We start from the raw sequence: 15,900 nt of genomic DNA on the forward strand, positions 1-15,900 counted from the left end.
AGTAATCATAGGCAGTGTGACCAGCCTTGAGATAAGCAATGACCTTATAAATTGTTTGTCTTGATCTTTTGAGGGATTGACAAATATTGCTAACAGTTATTCCTTCTTTGTAATAAGCCTCTATCATAACAAGTTCATTTGTGGTAAGATGGGTATAGGTCATTTATGTTAGTTCCTTTCAGACAAATGTGGTGTTTATCTGAGCCTAACATAGATGGCTTTTTTCTGTCTAGCTTAATTTTACAAATTAGGTATCTTTAAAATTAAAAAAATAGGTCCGAAGACCTATATTGATGAACTAAAAACTGTGCTACAATATGGTTATCACGAAATAGAAAGTGAGTTAACAACATGATTAAAATTTATACGATTTCAAGTTGTACGAGCTGTAAAAAGGCAAAAACTTGGTTAAATGCCCACAAGCTCCCTTATAAAGAACAGAATTTAGGAAAAGAACCACTAACAAAAGAAGAAATTTTAGCCATCTTATCAAAAACTGAGAATGGTGTGGAAAGTATCGTTTCATCTAAGAATCGATATGCTAAGGCACTTAATTGTGATATTGAAGAGCTAAGTGTTAGTGAAGTGATTGATTTGATTCAGGATAACCCTCGTATTCTTAAAAGTCCGATTCTAATTGATGACAAACGCCTTCAAGTGGGTTATAAGGAAGATGATATTCGTGCTTTTCTCCCACGCTCTATCCGTAATATTGAAAATACTGAAGCACGTTTACGTGCAGCACTTTAAAAGCTCTTCTGGAGCTTTTTTTCGTACCTTCTTGACTTGAAATTCTTGTTTATTATTAAAAAATGAGCTATAATAAAGCATAGCACTTAATTTTAGAAAGAAGGTGTAAGTATGGGATTTACAGATGAAACCGTCCGCTTTAAATTGGATGATGGCGACAAAAAGGAAATTAGTGAAACATTGACTGCCGTCTATCATTCACTGGATGAAAAAGGCTATAATCCAATTAATCAAATTGTAGGTTATGTCTTAAGTGGGGACCCAGCTTATGTTCCTCGTTACAATGATGCTCGAAATCAAATTCGTAAATATGAGCGTGATGAGATTGTAGAAGAGCTTGTCCGCTATTATTTGCAAGGAAATGGGATTGACGTTAAATGAGAATAATGGGACTCGATGTTGGCTCTAAGACTGTTGGTGTAGCCATTAGTGACCCTCTTGGTTTTACGGCTCAAGGCCTTGAAATTATCAAGATTGATGAAGAAAAAGAAGAATTTGGCTTTGAACGTCTAGGTGAGCTTGTCAAGCAATACCAAGTTGATCAATTTGTTGTGGGTTTGCCAAAAAATATGAACAACACTAGCGGCCCACGTGTGGAGGCCAGTAAAGCTTACGGAGAAAAGATAGAAAGTCTCTTTAGCCTTCCCGTTCATTATCAAGATGAGCGATTGACAACTGTTGAAGCTGAACGTATGCTGATTGAACAGGCTGATGTTAGCCGTGGAAAACGTAAGAAAGTTATTGATAAATTAGCAGCTCAGCTAATTCTACAAAATTATTTAGATCGCAATTATTAAGGAGATAAAAATGGCACATAATCATGAACATGATCACGAGCACGAAGTCATCACACTTGTGGATGAACAAGGGAATGAAACGTTATTTGAAATTTTGTTAACCATTGATGGCCGCGAAGAATTTGGTAAAAACTATGTTCTTTTGGTGCCAGCTGGTTCTGAAGAAGATGAATCTGGTGAAGTTGAAATTCAAGCCTACTCATTTACTGAAAATGAAGATGGTACAGAAGGTGATTTACAACCAATTCCTGAAGATTCAGATGCTGAATGGGACATGATCGAAGAAGTGTTCAATAGTTTTTTAGATGAAGACTAAAACTTATTAAACAATAACGAAAAAGTAGCCATAGGGCTATTTTTTTTGCTGTTTTTCGAATAGGTAGATGAGGAGGTGAGCATGGGTAAGAAACTTAACCAGAAAGATGCTGCGTTTTTGAAAGCTTATCAAGACAAATCATTACACAGGTTTAGAGAGTTACAGCACTATGTCACGCTTTGTCAGAAATTGACTAAATAAGAGATTCTGTTATACTTGTTTTATGATATTTTTTAACGATGATGAAGAATAGTGAGAGAAATGGATAGACTTCTAGTTAGCCGTTGGAGAATATGACAGTTCAAGGAGAAAAACAGTGACTCAGTTAAACGACGAATTAATCCGAAAAGAAACGATACAATTGGCCAATGATGGTCCAACTGTTCATACAACAAAATATGAGACTAAGGTTCCAACGCTTCATAAATCTTATTTGCTATTTTTTAGTCTTATCATTAGTGCATTGACAATTGCAGTTCCGTTTTTCACTGATGCTGCTAACAGTCTTCAGTCTCAAAATTTATACATTGGGATGATGTTGACAAAAGGGCAAATCCCATATAGTGACGTCTTTACAACTGGTGGTTTGTTATACTTTGTAGTCATTGCGCTCAGCTATTATCTAGGGACAACCCTTTGGTTGTTTTTTGTTCAGGCTTTTTGTTTCTATTTGTCGGGACTCTACCTTTATAAGCTTATTAATTATTTTACCAGTTTTCAAAAGGTTGCCTTGGCTTTTTCAATCGGTTATTACGTCTTATCGTTAGGTCTTGGCTTTGGGGGACTCTACCCTATTCAGTTAGCGATGCCATTTGTTTTGGTTTCTGCCTGGTTTTTAACCAAGTACTTTGCGGACTTGATAAAGGATGAGGCCTTTATTCTGTTTGGGTTTATGGGAGCTCTTTCCATGCTAATTGAACCTAGAACATTAATTTTTTGGATTCTCGCTTGTGTCACAGTGCTTGTTTACAATATCCATCAAAAACATCTTGCAAGAGGATTTTACCAATTATTAGCTTCTATTTGGGGAATGATTTTGGTTTTTTACACGGCAGGTTATTTTATTTTGAACTTGCAAATATTAAACCCCTACTTAGCTCAAGCTGTGGCTTATCAATTTACTTTTTTTAGAGTAGGCGATCTCTCTCTCCCACTTGGTGTAGGTATTCAGATTCTTCTTGCTCTAGGGCTAGGGTTATTAACTGGCGTCTTTAGTTTTATCAAACAACTTAAAACATCTTCGGATGTGGTGATTAAATGGCTATTTACTTTCGTTATTTTGGGAAATCTTATTGTGGCAGCCTTGTCTCAGGATTACCAGCCTTACCATCTTTTAGCAGTTTTACCATTTGGTTTGATACTAACAGCTATACCAATTGGGCAACGATATGAGTTAGATTTGGGGCAACGTAGTCATCGTCGACGTCGTGGTAGTAGAACTGGGGTGGGACGTGTTCTTTCACTATACCTCAAGAAACACTTCTATTTGCCATTTGTGTTGCTGCTAGCGGCGATAGCTTATCCTTCTTACCATACCATTACTAGTATGGCTACTAACCAGGAACGGTCTTATATCGCTAGCTACTTGCAACAACAATTAGATGGTCATCAACCTATCTATGTCTGGGATGATACCTCTAAAATCTATCTAGAGAGCAAGGCTAAATCAGTGTCACAATTTAGTTCACCAAACGTCAACGCGAAGAAGGTCAGTCATCAAAAAATTCTAGAAGATGAATTGCTGGAAAATGAAGCAGTTTATATTGTGGTTAATCAAAAAATGAAATTGCCAACAATCATTCGTAACATGTTATCTTCTAATTATAAGGTCGATCAAAAGATTGATGTGAAAGGCTTTACCCTCTATCGTAAAAAATAAGATCAAAATCAATATCTTGTGTTTAAGCAAAAATCTTGACACAATATATTGATTTTTTTGTTTGTCATGATATAATAATCCATAAGGAGATTCGACATGATAACACTAGAAGAAGATAAGGTTCTTATCCAACCTGAGATTAAAGTGATTAAACGAGATGGCCGCCTTGTTAATTTTGATGCGACTAAAATATATAGCGCCTTACTAAAGGCTAGTATGAAGGTCACTCGAATGTCACCACTTATTGAAGCTAAGTTGGAAGCTATCTCTGAACGGGTCATTGCTGAAATCAATGAGCGCTTTCCGACCAATATTAAGATTTATGAAATTCAAAATATTGTAGAGCATGAACTCCTAGCTGCTAATGAGTATGCCATTGCCAAGGAGTATATTAATTACCGGACACAGCGTGATTTTGCGCGTTCTCAAGCAACGGATATTAATTTTTCGATTGATAAACTAATCAATAAAGACCAAACGGTGGTTAACGAAAACGCTAATAAAGACAGTGATGTCTTTAATACGCAGCGGGATTTGACTGCTGGAATTGTTGGTAAATCCATCGGGTTAAAAATGTTGCCTCCTCATGTTGCAAATGCCCATCAAAAAGGTGATATTCACTACCATGACTTGGATTATAGTCCTTACACTCCAATGACAAACTGTTGTTTGATCGACTTTAAGGGCATGTTAGCCAATGGTTTTAAAATCGGGAATGCTGAGGTTGAAAGTCCCAAATCCATTCAGACAGCGACAGCTCAAATCTCACAGATTATCGCTAATGTAGCATCTAGCCAGTATGGTGGCTGTACGGCAGACCGAATTGATGAGTTTTTAGCGCCATATGCGGTGCTTAATTTCAAAAAACATTTAGCAGATGCAGAAAAATGGGTTATCGAAGATAAACGTGAAAATTATGCCTTCGAGAAGACGCAAAAAGATATTTACGATGCCATGCAGTCCTTGGAGTATGAGATTAATACGCTCTTTACTTCTAACGGCCAGACCCCTTTTACATCATTAGGATTTGGTCTAGGAAAATCATGGTTTGAACGTGAAATTCAGAAAGCTATTTTGACCATTCGCATTAATGGCCTTGGGAGTGAGCATCGCACAGCCATCTTCCCCAAATTAATTTTTACCGTGAAACGTGGCTTGAATTTAGAGCCTGACTCACCAAACTATGATATTAAAACCTTAGCCTTGGAATGTGCCACTAAGCGGATGTATCCAGATATGTTATCCTACGATAAAATCATTGATTTGACGGGATCTTTTAAGTCACCAATGGGGTGCCGTTCTTTTCTCCAAGGTTGGAAGGATGAGCATGGCCAAGATGTGACTTCTGGTCGTATGAATCTTGGGGTCGTAACCCTTAATTTACCACGTATTGCTATGGAATCAAATGGGGATATGGACAAGTTCTGGGAGCTTTTTAATGAGAGAATGCACATTAGTAAAGACGCTTTAGTCTATCGTGTGGAACGTGTTAAAGAAGCAACACCAGCCAACGCTCCTATTCTTTATCAGTATGGTGCTTTTGGGAAACGGTTAGAGAAGACAGGGAATGTAGATGACCTCTTTAAAAACCGTCGTGCGACTGTTTCGCTCGGTTATATTGGTTTGTATGAAGTTGCCTCTGTTTTCTATGGTGGCGAGTGGGAAGGCAATTCAGAAGCTAAGGACTTTACCTTGTCTATTGTGAAAGCTATGAAACAGGCTTGTGAAGAGTGGTCAGATGAATACGGCTATCATTTTTCGGTTTATTCAACACCATCCGAAAGTTTGACAGATCGTTTCTGCCGTCTGGATACTGAAAAATTTGGACTTGTAACAGATATTACAGACAAAGAGTATTACACCAATTCATTCCACTACGACGTGCGTAAGAATCCTACACCTTTTGAAAAGCTTGACTTTGAGAAAGCTTACCCAGAAGCAGGCGCTTCAGGTGGTTTCATTCATTACTGTGAGTACCCTGTTTTACAACAAAATCCAAAGGCCTTGGAAGCGGTATGGGATTATGCTTATGATCGTGTGGGCTATTTGGGGACTAACACACCTATTGATAAATGTTACAAGTGCCAATTCGAAGGTGATTTTACACCAACAGAACGTGGGTTTACTTGTCCAAACTGCGGCAATAATGATCCTAAAACAGTTGACGTGGTCAAACGAACCTGTGGCTATTTGGGAAATCCGCAAGCGCGTCCAATGGTTAATGGTCGTCATAAGGAAATTTCTGCGCGTGTGAAGCACATGAATGGGTCAACCATCAAATACCCAGGATTGTAGTAGGTTTAAGCTGGGTAAGAGCTCTTTTGATAGAAATATGATATGCTTAAAAGGTTGCTTCATGCAAGCAATCTTTTATTGTTGAATAAGCTGTGCTGGTGAGCCTGCTCTTTGGACGAGGATTGATAAGTCCAGAGTTCAGGTGAGAAACAGTTTATGAGGAAGAAAGAGAAAGGAAGAGATAATGGGAAAATATCAATTAGATTATAAAGGAATGCAACAAGTGGAACGTTTCCATGAGAAGCACTCTACAAAAAAGGCAGATAAAAAATCCCGAGTTCAAGAACTCAAGGCTCAATTCTTAGAGAAAGCCAAAAAACAAGCTAAATAAGAAATATGGTGAAGAAAGAAGGTCAACTATGCTTAATATTGGTGTTGTGGGACTAGGTGCTATTTCTCAGAAAGCCTATTTACCTTATATGCGACAACTGGGTGGTGTGACTTGGCACCTGTCCACTCGAAATAGAGACGTTAGAGAGCAAGTCGGTCAATTATTTGGCCAGGCTGTTCCTTACAGTGATGTCAAGGAGTTGTCAAAGGCAAGTTTAGATGGTGTCTTTATTCATGCGGCCACATCGGCCCACGCAGAGTTGGCTAGTTTATTTTTAAATCAGGGGATCCCAGTCTTTATGGATAAACCTATAGCTGACAATTACTTGATGACAAAGAACCTCTATGACTTAGCCAAAGAAAACCAGACTTTTCTGATGGCAGGATTTAACAGGCGTTTTACACCTCGTGTCAAGGAATTGTCAAGTTTGTCAACTAAGCGTAAAGTGGCTGTTGAAAAAAATGACTTGAACCGGCCAGGAGATATGACTTTTAAGCTCTTTGATTTCTTTATCCATCCTTTAGATACAGCCTTATTCTTGACAGAAGGGACCTTACTAAAAGGGCATTTTCAATATCATCTGGAAGCAGGCTTACTGAGTCAAGTTATGGTAACCTTGATGACCGAAAGCATGACGACTACAGCTTCTATGAATTTACAATCAGGGAGTCGCCGTGAGGTAATGGAAGTTCAACGGGCTGAAGAAACTTATCATTTAGAGAACTTAGACGAGTTATCTATTTATAAAGGTACTGAAAAAAGGGTGCTTGGCTTTGCTTCTTGGGACACTACCTTGCACAAAAGAGGTTTTGAAACAATGATCGATGCCTTTTTAGAAGCTATTAGCACAGGCGTCAATCCTGTCAGCCCTGAGTCTAGCCTTTTAAGCCATTGGATTTGTCAACAGATTGCTGATTCTCAGCTTTCTTATGGAGAGTTAACGGTAGAGTTGCCTAAGGACTAGGAATTGATATGGAAATAAGACGACCGACTTTAAAAGATAAAGATGCTGTATTGTCAATGATTAACGAATTTTTAGAGCAGAAAAGTGCTACAGATGGGTTATGGCATTTTAACGTCAATAACTTTAACTATGAAACATGGTTGGAAGATTCCTTGCGACAGGAAATGGGTTTGGCCAGTCAAGGAGTGCCTGCTATTCAATACGTCGCATTTGATGAGAGAGGTCAGGCTATCGGGTTCTTAAATCTTCGCTTACGATTAAATGAGAGATTACTTGAAAAAGGTGGTCATATCGGTTATTCTGTTCGTCCTAGTCAACGTGGGAAAGGCTATGCTAAGGAAATGCTTAAACAAGCTATCAGCTTTGCGATTTCTAAAAATATCAAAAGAATCTTGGTAACATGTCATCAGACCAATACTGCTAGTCGAGCAGTTATTATGGCTAACGGTGGGGTTTTGGAAGACAGTTGTGAGGGAACAGAACGCTATTGGATTGAAAGACAAGAAGGATAGGTTATGAAAGAAAAATGTTGGAATAATCCCAAACCTACCGAATGGAAAGCTGAAGAATTAAGTCAAGGGCGAATCATTGATTACAAGGCGTTTAATTTTGTTGATGGGGAAGGGGTCCGCAACTCTCTGTATGTTTCTGGTTGTCTCTTTCACTGTAAGGGTTGCTACAATGCGGCAACTTGGTCGTTTAAAGCTGGAGTACCGTATACCCGAGAGCTAGAAGAACAAATCATGGCAGATTTAGCTCAGCCCTATGTCCAGGGGTTAACACTTTTAGGGGGGGAGCCTTTCTTGAATACGGGTTTTCTAATTCCTTTGATTCAGCGTATTCGGCGTGAGTTGCCAGAAAAAGACATTTGGTCTTGGACAGGTTATACTTGGGAAGAATTAATGCTTGAGACACCTGATAAACTAGAAATGCTGTCATTGATTGATATTCTGGTGGATGGACGTTTTGATATCACAAAAAAGAACCTCATGTTGCAATTTAGAGGCTCTTCTAACCAGCGAATTATAGATGTTCAAAAGTCTTTAGCCGCCAAAAAAGTGGTTATTTGGGATAAGTTAAATGATGGCATGCAATCCTTTGAGCAAGTTAGCCGGGAAGATTTACTTTAATAGAAAGACTTATCCACACTAACTTTTTGAAAAGAAAGAATGAAAACAGGTCTTTTGGCCTTGATTTAGTGAAAAAGTAGCTTTTATAGATGGTTTTCCCCACATTATCCTCATAGTTATCCACAGGTTGTTGACAAGTTGACATTTTGTGAATAAGAAGAAAAAAAGAGGCTAGGCCTCTTTTTTAATATAGACAAATTCGTGGTCTGTTGATAGTTCTGAATAGTAACGAAAACCAGAAAAGACAAGGGCTTTCAGGCTATCGATGGTTTGGCAGTTGTTTTCCATACAAGCTGTAAGGAAGGCTCCGCGAGCTTTTTTTGAAATGGTCGAATGGGTCTTGAGTTGCCCCTCTTTCTCTTCCATAAACTTAGGACTTATCCACAATTGTTTACAATTTTTTGAAAAAACATCGTCAAATTCGCTGGATAACAGTGAAATCACTTGTGAATGCTCTTGGGCAAACTGGTTATAGAAAGGACGCCAGTAAGACTTGAGGCTTTGTCCTTCAATCTTTATTCTGGTGTGAAAATCATGGCGGTGCTCTGAGATAGGATGATGAGCAGGAATGATACCGTAAAAGGATGAGGTGATATAGACTTGCTGGTTTAGGTAAGTCTGTTCTCTAGCAGTAAGGTTATCACGCTTGATGTTGCGGTACATTAGACCGTTGAATAGCTGGTAGGCAGGGTAAGCGAGGCTTTGTTGAGAGTCTATGTTTTGCCAGCGCTGATACTCTTGTTTAGCTGCCTCTTCTTTGATACGATAGGCTTTGGCCAAGTCCTCTATGGTCATAGCTGCCATTGCCTTTAAAATGGCCTGGCTTGGCTGAGGCAGTAGGTGTGGATAAGATTCTTTAGGAATCACCATTTCTTTTGCAGTTGGAATTAAAAAGGTTAGCATAGTGTTATTGTAGTAAAGTTAGTTGCTTCCTGTCAAGAGAACTAGTTTTATCCAAGGATAACTTTTACACGGATACCTTCCTCGTCTTCTGTCGTGAAAGAAGAAGAGTCTTCTTGTAAAATAGCTAGGTCGTTTAATCTGGCTTTTTTCAGAGTGGCTGAAAAGAGCAGGGGCGTCGCAATGTGAATGGTTAGGAAGCCTAGACCTGGAGTACCTTCTTGGTGTTTTTTGAGATAAGGGCCAGACCAATGATTGAAGGCAAGGTGATGATGATAGTTGCCTGAAGCAATCCAGCTAGCGCTGGGAATGGTCATTTTATCGCCTAAATCAAAAACCTTCTGATAGAGAAGTGAAGAAGCCAGAGCATTTTTGACACTCAGATGGACATGACCAATGCGTGTGCCTGTAGCTAGTAAAAAGTGTTCCGGAATATCTGTCAGTTGATCCAACATACTTTGAGCATCCATTGACTCAGTTACACCAATAATTTGCCCATTGTCACGGGTATCCCACTGCTCAACGGGTTTGTCATGATAGATTTCAATCCCATTACCCTCAGGATCGCTGAGGTAGATAGCTTCGCTATAACCGTGATCTGCTGCGCCTTCTAAAGAGACACCTCTGTCTAAGAAATGATTGAGAACAAGTCCTAAGCTATGACGATCAGGAACTAGAAAGGCTGTATGATAAAGGCCATAAGCTTTCTCGCCTGATAAAGGTGTTTGTCGTAACTCTAAGATAACGGTTTTACCGTCTGTAGTGAATTGACGAGACGTCGTGTCTTGTGAGAGAACCTGTAAACCGATAATACTTGTGTAAAAGGTTGTCATCTTTGCTAGATCGGTAACATTTAGAGAAACCGTTCCTAAAGAGATGGTTGAGTTGTAAGGGCATGTCATCCTATTACCTCCAAAAACTAATTAAACCTATCATAACCAATCAGTTTCAAAAAGAAAAGTAGGCACAAATAAGTGGTATAGGCACTAAAAAGTAACTCATTTATCAGCCCTATCTTGTTTCTGTTCTCGTAATAGTTTATAATAACTGATAAGTTACAAAAAGATACTAAAAGGAGCTACTGCCTATGCTGAAAAAAAGACCAGCTTGTCCCGTAGAAACAACCTTATCGGTAATCGGGAATAAATGGAAATTATTAATATTAAGGGATTTGTTGAAGGGGACGTTGAGGTTTGGGCAATTAAAGGCTTCTATTGGGACTGTTAGCCAAAAGGTACTCACTGCTCAATTGAGGGCTATGGAAGCAGACGGCTTGGTTCATCGGGAAGTGTATGCAGAAGTGCCACCTCGTGTCGAGTATTCCTTAACTGAAACTGGGTTGAGTTTATCGCCTGTTATTGAAGCGATGTCAGATTGGGGACAAAGCTATCAAGAAAAGCACGTGGCTTTATTTGAGGAAGCGTAGCTATTTTAGGGTGTAAGGAGCAGCTATGTCTTCGATGTTCTCGTTTGATGAGAAAAATATCTATTATCACATTCTTTACAATTTGATAAAAAACTATTTTTTTACCTGAAAAAGCTTGCCGCCTCTTCTCAAATATGATAATATAGTCTCAAGTCTGTTTGAGAAAACAGAAGCTCAGGTCAAGTAAGTACACACTTACAATAACACAGTTGATGATGGGGAAACTCAGAGTCAAGAAAAAGAAAAGCAAGCCTTGCATTTTGCAAGGCTTTTTTCTATCTTTATTTTGGTCTGCGCCGAGCAAAATCTAAAAATTTAAATTTTTCCAGTTTATGGCGACTCTCGGTGAATTGGAATTGGTTATTATTGGAAAGGTAGACTTTGGATTTGACGGAAACAACATGTTGGTCTGATCCAAGGTCAAGTAAAATTTTATCACGATCGGTTATTTGATCAATGGTAACCTCTTTGAGGGCAAAGTCAATGGCGAGATGGAGTTCCTTTTCCAGATATTGATAAATAGAATGCTCTGCGATTTCCCTTGTCATTATTGGCACCAAAGTTTTACTAAGGTAATCAATGTCTAAGACGGAAGCCACACCCTCAACAACGCGTTGGCGCGTGACACGCCAGACCAAGCTGTTTTTGCGAAAACCGGTCAATTTTGAAAGTGTCTCATCCACAATCAGTTTATCAATGGCAATGACGTTGGTCTTAGAATCTAGATTTGAGTAAGAGACGAGTTCCTGATAACTAGTTAGTTCTGAGATGGGGAACATGATCTGATGATGCTTAATCACTTGGGTGCCACGTCCTTGTTTTTTGAGGATAAGGCCTGCCTTGGTTAGAAGCGAGAGAGCCTTGCGGACGGTATCTCGGCTAGCTTGGTACTGTTGACTCAATTCTATTTCAGTAGGTAAAAAATCCCCTTCTTTGTAAAAGTCTTTGTTGATTTTTGTTTCGAGGTCTTTATAAATACGTTCATACTTTGTCATAGGGTAAATTACCTTTCCACTTGTCTATTTTTTTACAGACAACACCTTTTATTTTACCAAAATAATGGCTTTTTTGGCACAGACAACTTGCAGACAAATTTGCAATCGATTACAATAAAGGTGTCAATCAGATTCTATCTAAGAATTTGAATATTTCATTTTGACGTTGCTTGTTAAAAGCAACTAGAACAAAGGACTAGGGGATGTCATATGGGAAAATTTGAACAGGATGCTAAGAGTCTTCTAACTGCTATTGGCGGTAAAGAAAACATCAAGGCTGTCACACACTGTGCAACGCGTATGCGTTTTGTTTTGAATGATAATAATAAGGCAAATGTCAAAGAGATTGAAAAAATCTCTGTAGTTAAAGGGACATTTACCAATGCTGGGCAGTTTCAGGTAATCATTGGTAACGATGTTCCAGTTTTTTATAATGACTTTACAGCTGTTTCTGGTATTGAAGGGGTGTCTAAAGAAGCTGCCAAATCAGCAGCTAAAAGTAATCAAAATGCCTTACAACGGGTGATGACCATGTTGGCTGAGATTTTCACACCTATTATTCCGGCGATTATTGTTGGGGGGCTTATTTTAGGTTTCCGTAATATTTTGGAGAGTGTGCCTTTTGAATTTCTTGGGCAGCAGGTCGAAAAAGGGAAATTAGTTTTTGATGCAGCTGGGGATCCTGTTTGGAATACGATTGTGAGGGTATCTCCTTTCTGGTCAGGGGTTAACCATTTCTTGTGGTTACCAGGGGAAGCTATTTTCCACTTCTTACCAGTTGGGATTACTTGGTCTGTGACGCGTAAGATGGGAACCACTCAAATTTTAGGGATTGTCCTTGGTATCTGTTTAGTATCACCACAATTATTGAATGCCTATGCGGTGGCAGGAACGCCTGCTGCTGAGATTGCCAAAAACTGGGTTTGGGATTTTGGTTTCTTTACCATTAATCGTATTGGGTATCAGGCACAGGTTATTCCAGCCCTTTTAGCTGGTCTGTCCCTTGCTTATCTTGAAATTTTCTGGCGTAAACGGATTCCAGAAGTGGTTTCAATGATTTTTGTGCCATTCCTTTCTTTGATTCCAGCTTTGATTTTAGCGCATACGGTATTGGGGCCAATCGGTTGGACTATTGGTAAAGGGATTTCCTTTGTTGTGTTAGCTGGTTTGACTGGTCCTGTTAAATGGCTATTCGGTGCTATCTTTGGTGCCTTGTATGCTCCGCTAGTTATTACTGGTTTACATCACATGACAAATGCCATTGACACCCAATTAATTGCTGATACTGCAACTCGTACAACTGGTTTATGGCCAATGATTGCTCTTTCAAATATCGCTCAAGGGTCAGCCGTTTTTGCTTATTATTTAATGAATCGTCATGAAGAACGTGAGGCTGAAATATCGCTTCCTGCAGCAATTTCTGCTTACCTTGGGGTAACTGAGCCTGCCTTATTTGGGGTTAATGTTAAATATGTTTATCCCTTTGTAGCCGGAATGATTGGATCAGGTATTGCGGGTCTCTTATCAACAACCTTTAATGTTCAGGCAAATTCTATTGGTGTTGGTGGCTTACCAGGTTTCATGGCTATCAATGTGAAGTATATGATTCCATTCTTCATCTGTATGGCAGTAGCCATTGTGGTACCGATGTTTTTAACCTTCTTTTTCCGTAAATCACATATCATGACTAAGACAGAAGATGAGGCTAAACTACCTGTGACACCCGTTTCGGAGGCTCCTGCGGCAACTGCTCCACATAAGACTATGCAAGGAACAGTTATCACTTTAACCAGCCCTTTAACTGGTGAAGTTAAAGCGTTGTCTGAAGCTGTTGATCCTGTCTTTGCACAGGGAGTTATGGGCCAAGGTGTTCTTCTTCAACCGACAGAAGGGGGTTTAGTAGCGCCTTGTGATGCTGAAGTATCGGTCTTGTTCCCAACCAAACACGCTATTGGTTTGGTGACGGATGAAGGTTTGGAATTATTGATGCATATTGGTATGGATACGGTTAACTTAGATGGTCAAGGATTTGAAGCTTTGGTGAAGCAAGGTGATCAAGTTAAGGCTGGACAAACATTGATTCAATTTGACATAGCAGCTATTTCTGAAGCTGGCTACGCCACTGAAACGCCTCTTGTAGTGACTAATCAAGATGACTTTACGGTAACTGTTGAAGGTAGCTTACCGCGTCAGATTAAGGTTAATGATAAGTTAGCAGTAGCGGTGAAAAAGTAGGTTTACTAAGAGAAAACGTTCAGGAACTGAGATCAGTTCCTGAAACTACTTTAGGGAGGAAAACTCATGACAATTGATAAAAAGAAAGTCGTCTATCAAATTTACCCAAAATCCTATAAGGACACTACTGGAAATGGTATGGGAGACTTGCGAGGGATCATTGATAAATTGCCTTACTTACAAGAACTAGGAATAGATATGATTTGGTTGAACCCTTTCTACCCTAGTCCACAACGAGACAATGGCTATGATGTTTCAGATTATACGGCGGTCAACCCTGATTTTGGGACTATGGCTGATTTTGAAGATTTGGTAAAAACTGCTAAGGAGCATCAGATTGAGTTAATGTTGGATATGGTTTTGAATCACTGTTCCACAGACCACGAGTGGTTCCAAAAAGCTTTATCAGGAGACCCTTATTATCAGGATTTCTTTATCTTGAGAGATCAGCCGACTGATTGGGTTTCCAAATTTGGTGGGAATGCTTGGGCGCCTTTTGGAGATACAGGCAAGTACTACTTACACTTGTTTGATGTGACACAGGCTGACTTGAATTGGCGGAACCCACATGTTCGTGAGGAATTGGCTAAAGTGGTTAATTTTTGGCGAGATAAAGGAGTGAAGGGGTTCCGTTTTGATGTGATTAACCTGATTGGGAAAGATGAAGAGCTGGTGGATTGTCCGGTCAATGATGGTAAGCCAGCTTATACGGATCGTCCTATTACTCACACTTATCTTCATGATCTCAATCAAGCCAGTTTTGGTCAGGATGATTCGTTTATGACGGTAGGAGAAATGTCTGCCACGACTATTGACAACTGTCTTTTATACACGGCTCCCGAACGGGAAGAGTTGTCCATGGCTTTTAATTTCCACCATCTAAAAGTTGATTATGAGAATGGTCAGAAATGGACTATTATGGCTTTTGATTTTGCAGCGCTGCGAGATTTATTCCATGCCTGGGGTGAAGGCATGAGTCAAGGCAATGGGTGGAATGCCTTGTTTTACAATAACCATGATCAACCACGTGCCCTGAATCGTTTTGTTGATGTAACACATTTCCGAAACGAAGGGGCAACGATGTTAGCGGCTTCCATCCATTTGTCACGAGGAACACCTTACATTTATATGGGTGAGGAGATTGGCATGCTTGATCCAGATTTTGATAGTATGGATGATTATGTGGATGTGGAAAGTCTCAATGCTTACTCAAGCTTATTAGCCTCAGGTAAAAGTGCAGAAGAAGCCTTTGCCATTATCAAGGCTAAGTCAAGGGACAATGCCAGAACACCAATGCAATGGGATGCTAGTGAACATGCTGGCTTTACGACTGGTAAGCCTTGGTTAGAGGTTAGCAAATCTTATCGAGACATCAATGTCGAAACAGAAAAAGAAGGACGTATTTTTCCTTTCTACCAACGCTTGATTGCTTTGCGGAAGGAACTTCCTATTATTGCTGAAGGGGATTATCGGGCTGCTTTTAAAGATAGTCAGGCTGTCTATGCCTTTGAACGCCATTTAGGTGACCAGTGTTTGCTTGTTCTCAATCATTTCTATGCTGATGAGGTCGAACTGGAATTACCTCCACGTTATCAACATGGACAGGTCTTAATCAGTAACTATGAGAAAGTCTCTATTGGCGAAAAAGTGGTACTGAAACCTTATCAGACACTTGCTATTTTAGCTGATAACTAACTAAAAGCCTGGGGTTAGGCCTCAGGCTTTTGGTGATTGTCACGAAAAAAGCAGTTTTCTCATATATTTATTTTTAAACTCTTATTTTTTCAATTTAAAAACAATTAAGGTGGGTTATTTCAGCTAAATTTTGGTACAATGGAAAAGATTATAGTTAGAGCGATGAGCTATCAGCTCTGCGATTCTA

The 15,900-nt window shown here is 39.4% G+C and carries 16 protein-coding genes and 1 pseudogene; 13 read left to right on the forward strand and 4 right to left on the reverse strand.

Translation table 11 applies throughout. The features are described 5' to 3' along the window. Positions 1–163, reverse strand: a pseudogene (locus ACYTR8_RS07170) (IS30 family transposase); the annotation flags it as partial. A 188-nt stretch (positions 164–351) separates the two neighbouring features. Here ACYTR8_RS07170 and spx point away from each other — a divergent pair. The 10 genes from spx (at position 352) to nrdG (ending at position 8,462) form a co-directional block, all read left to right on the forward strand. Next, complete coding sequence (gene spx, locus ACYTR8_RS07175; protein WP_003053105.1) at positions 352–750, forward strand: transcriptional regulator Spx; 399 nt, start codon at positions 352–354, stop codon at positions 748–750. 111 nt (positions 751–861) lie between these two features. Next, positions 862–1,131, forward strand: coding sequence for an IreB family regulatory phosphoprotein (locus tag ACYTR8_RS07180; protein ID WP_003045720.1), 270 nt, complete (start codon positions 862–864; stop codon positions 1,129–1,131). After that, on the forward strand, positions 1,128–1,547 hold the full coding sequence (gene ruvX / locus ACYTR8_RS07185) for a Holliday junction resolvase RuvX (protein ID WP_003053103.1): 420 nt from the start codon (positions 1,128–1,130) through the stop codon (positions 1,545–1,547). The genes ACYTR8_RS07180 and ruvX overlap by 4 nt, the downstream gene beginning before the upstream one ends. Before the next feature lie 10 nt (positions 1,548–1,557). Continuing rightward, on the forward strand, positions 1,558–1,863 hold the full coding sequence (locus ACYTR8_RS07190) for a DUF1292 domain-containing protein (RefSeq protein WP_003045716.1): 306 nt from the start codon (positions 1,558–1,560) through the stop codon (positions 1,861–1,863). A gap of 316 nt (positions 1,864–2,179) precedes the next feature. Further along, positions 2,180–3,742, forward strand: coding sequence for a glycosyltransferase family protein (locus tag ACYTR8_RS07195; RefSeq protein ID WP_111717756.1), 1,563 nt, complete (start codon positions 2,180–2,182; stop codon positions 3,740–3,742). A 96-nt stretch (positions 3,743–3,838) separates the two neighbouring features. Then, positions 3,839–6,037 (forward strand): anaerobic ribonucleoside-triphosphate reductase, encoded by a 2,199-nt coding sequence (gene nrdD / locus ACYTR8_RS07200; RefSeq protein WP_479641925.1) that lies wholly within the window; start codon positions 3,839–3,841, stop codon positions 6,035–6,037. 184 nt (positions 6,038–6,221) lie between these two features. Then, positions 6,222–6,368: a hypothetical protein gene (locus ACYTR8_RS07205; protein ID WP_164714882.1), complete on the forward strand. Its 147-nt coding sequence runs from the start codon at positions 6,222–6,224 to the stop codon at positions 6,366–6,368. Between the two features lie 28 nt (positions 6,369–6,396). Further along, on the forward strand, positions 6,397–7,332 hold the full coding sequence (locus tag ACYTR8_RS07210) for a Gfo/Idh/MocA family protein (protein ID WP_111717754.1): 936 nt from the start codon (positions 6,397–6,399) through the stop codon (positions 7,330–7,332). Positions 7,333–7,340: 8 nt separating this feature from the next. Beyond that, positions 7,341–7,844: a GNAT family N-acetyltransferase gene (locus ACYTR8_RS07215; RefSeq protein WP_443597452.1), complete on the forward strand. Its 504-nt coding sequence runs from the start codon at positions 7,341–7,343 to the stop codon at positions 7,842–7,844. 3 nt (positions 7,845–7,847) lie between these two features. Next, positions 7,848–8,462, forward strand: coding sequence for an anaerobic ribonucleoside-triphosphate reductase activating protein (gene nrdG / locus ACYTR8_RS07220; protein ID WP_111717752.1), 615 nt, complete (start codon positions 7,848–7,850; stop codon positions 8,460–8,462). Between the two features lie 171 nt (positions 8,463–8,633). Here nrdG and yaaA read toward each other — a convergent pair whose 3' ends face one another. Both yaaA and ACYTR8_RS07230 read right to left on the reverse strand, forming a co-directional pair. After that, a complete protein-coding gene (yaaA, locus tag ACYTR8_RS07225; RefSeq protein WP_443597613.1) occupies positions 8,634–9,365 on the reverse strand; it encodes a peroxide stress protein YaaA in 732 nt (243 codons plus the stop codon). Between the two features lie 47 nt (positions 9,366–9,412). Next, complete coding sequence (locus ACYTR8_RS07230) at positions 9,413–10,264, reverse strand: VOC family protein (RefSeq protein ID WP_479640061.1); 852 nt, start codon at positions 10,262–10,264, stop codon at positions 9,413–9,415. Between the two features lie 185 nt (positions 10,265–10,449). On the opposite strand from ACYTR8_RS07230, the gene ACYTR8_RS07235 reads away from it, so the two are divergent. Continuing rightward, positions 10,450–10,788 carry a winged helix-turn-helix transcriptional regulator gene (locus ACYTR8_RS07235; RefSeq protein ID WP_111717749.1) on the forward strand — a complete coding sequence of 113 codons (339 nt, stop codon included), beginning with the start codon at positions 10,450–10,452 and terminating at the stop codon, positions 10,786–10,788. A gap of 281 nt (positions 10,789–11,069) precedes the next feature. Here the strand turns inward: ACYTR8_RS07235 and treR are convergent, their stop codons facing one another. Further along, positions 11,070–11,783, reverse strand: coding sequence for a trehalose operon repressor (treR, locus tag ACYTR8_RS07240; RefSeq protein WP_032464617.1), 714 nt, complete (start codon positions 11,781–11,783; stop codon positions 11,070–11,072). Positions 11,784–11,993: 210 nt separating this feature from the next. On the opposite strand from treR, the gene treP reads away from it, so the two are divergent. Further along, on the forward strand, positions 11,994–14,018 hold the full coding sequence (gene treP, locus ACYTR8_RS07245) for a PTS system trehalose-specific EIIBC component (protein WP_269760123.1): 2,025 nt from the start codon (positions 11,994–11,996) through the stop codon (positions 14,016–14,018). 66 nt (positions 14,019–14,084) lie between these two features. Next, entirely contained in the window at positions 14,085–15,713 is a 1,629-nt protein-coding gene (treC, locus tag ACYTR8_RS07250; RefSeq protein WP_479641926.1) for an alpha,alpha-phosphotrehalase, read from the forward strand. Positions 15,714–15,900 lie beyond the last annotated feature (187 nt).

This window comes from Streptococcus sp. F2, from assembly GCF_056500955.1.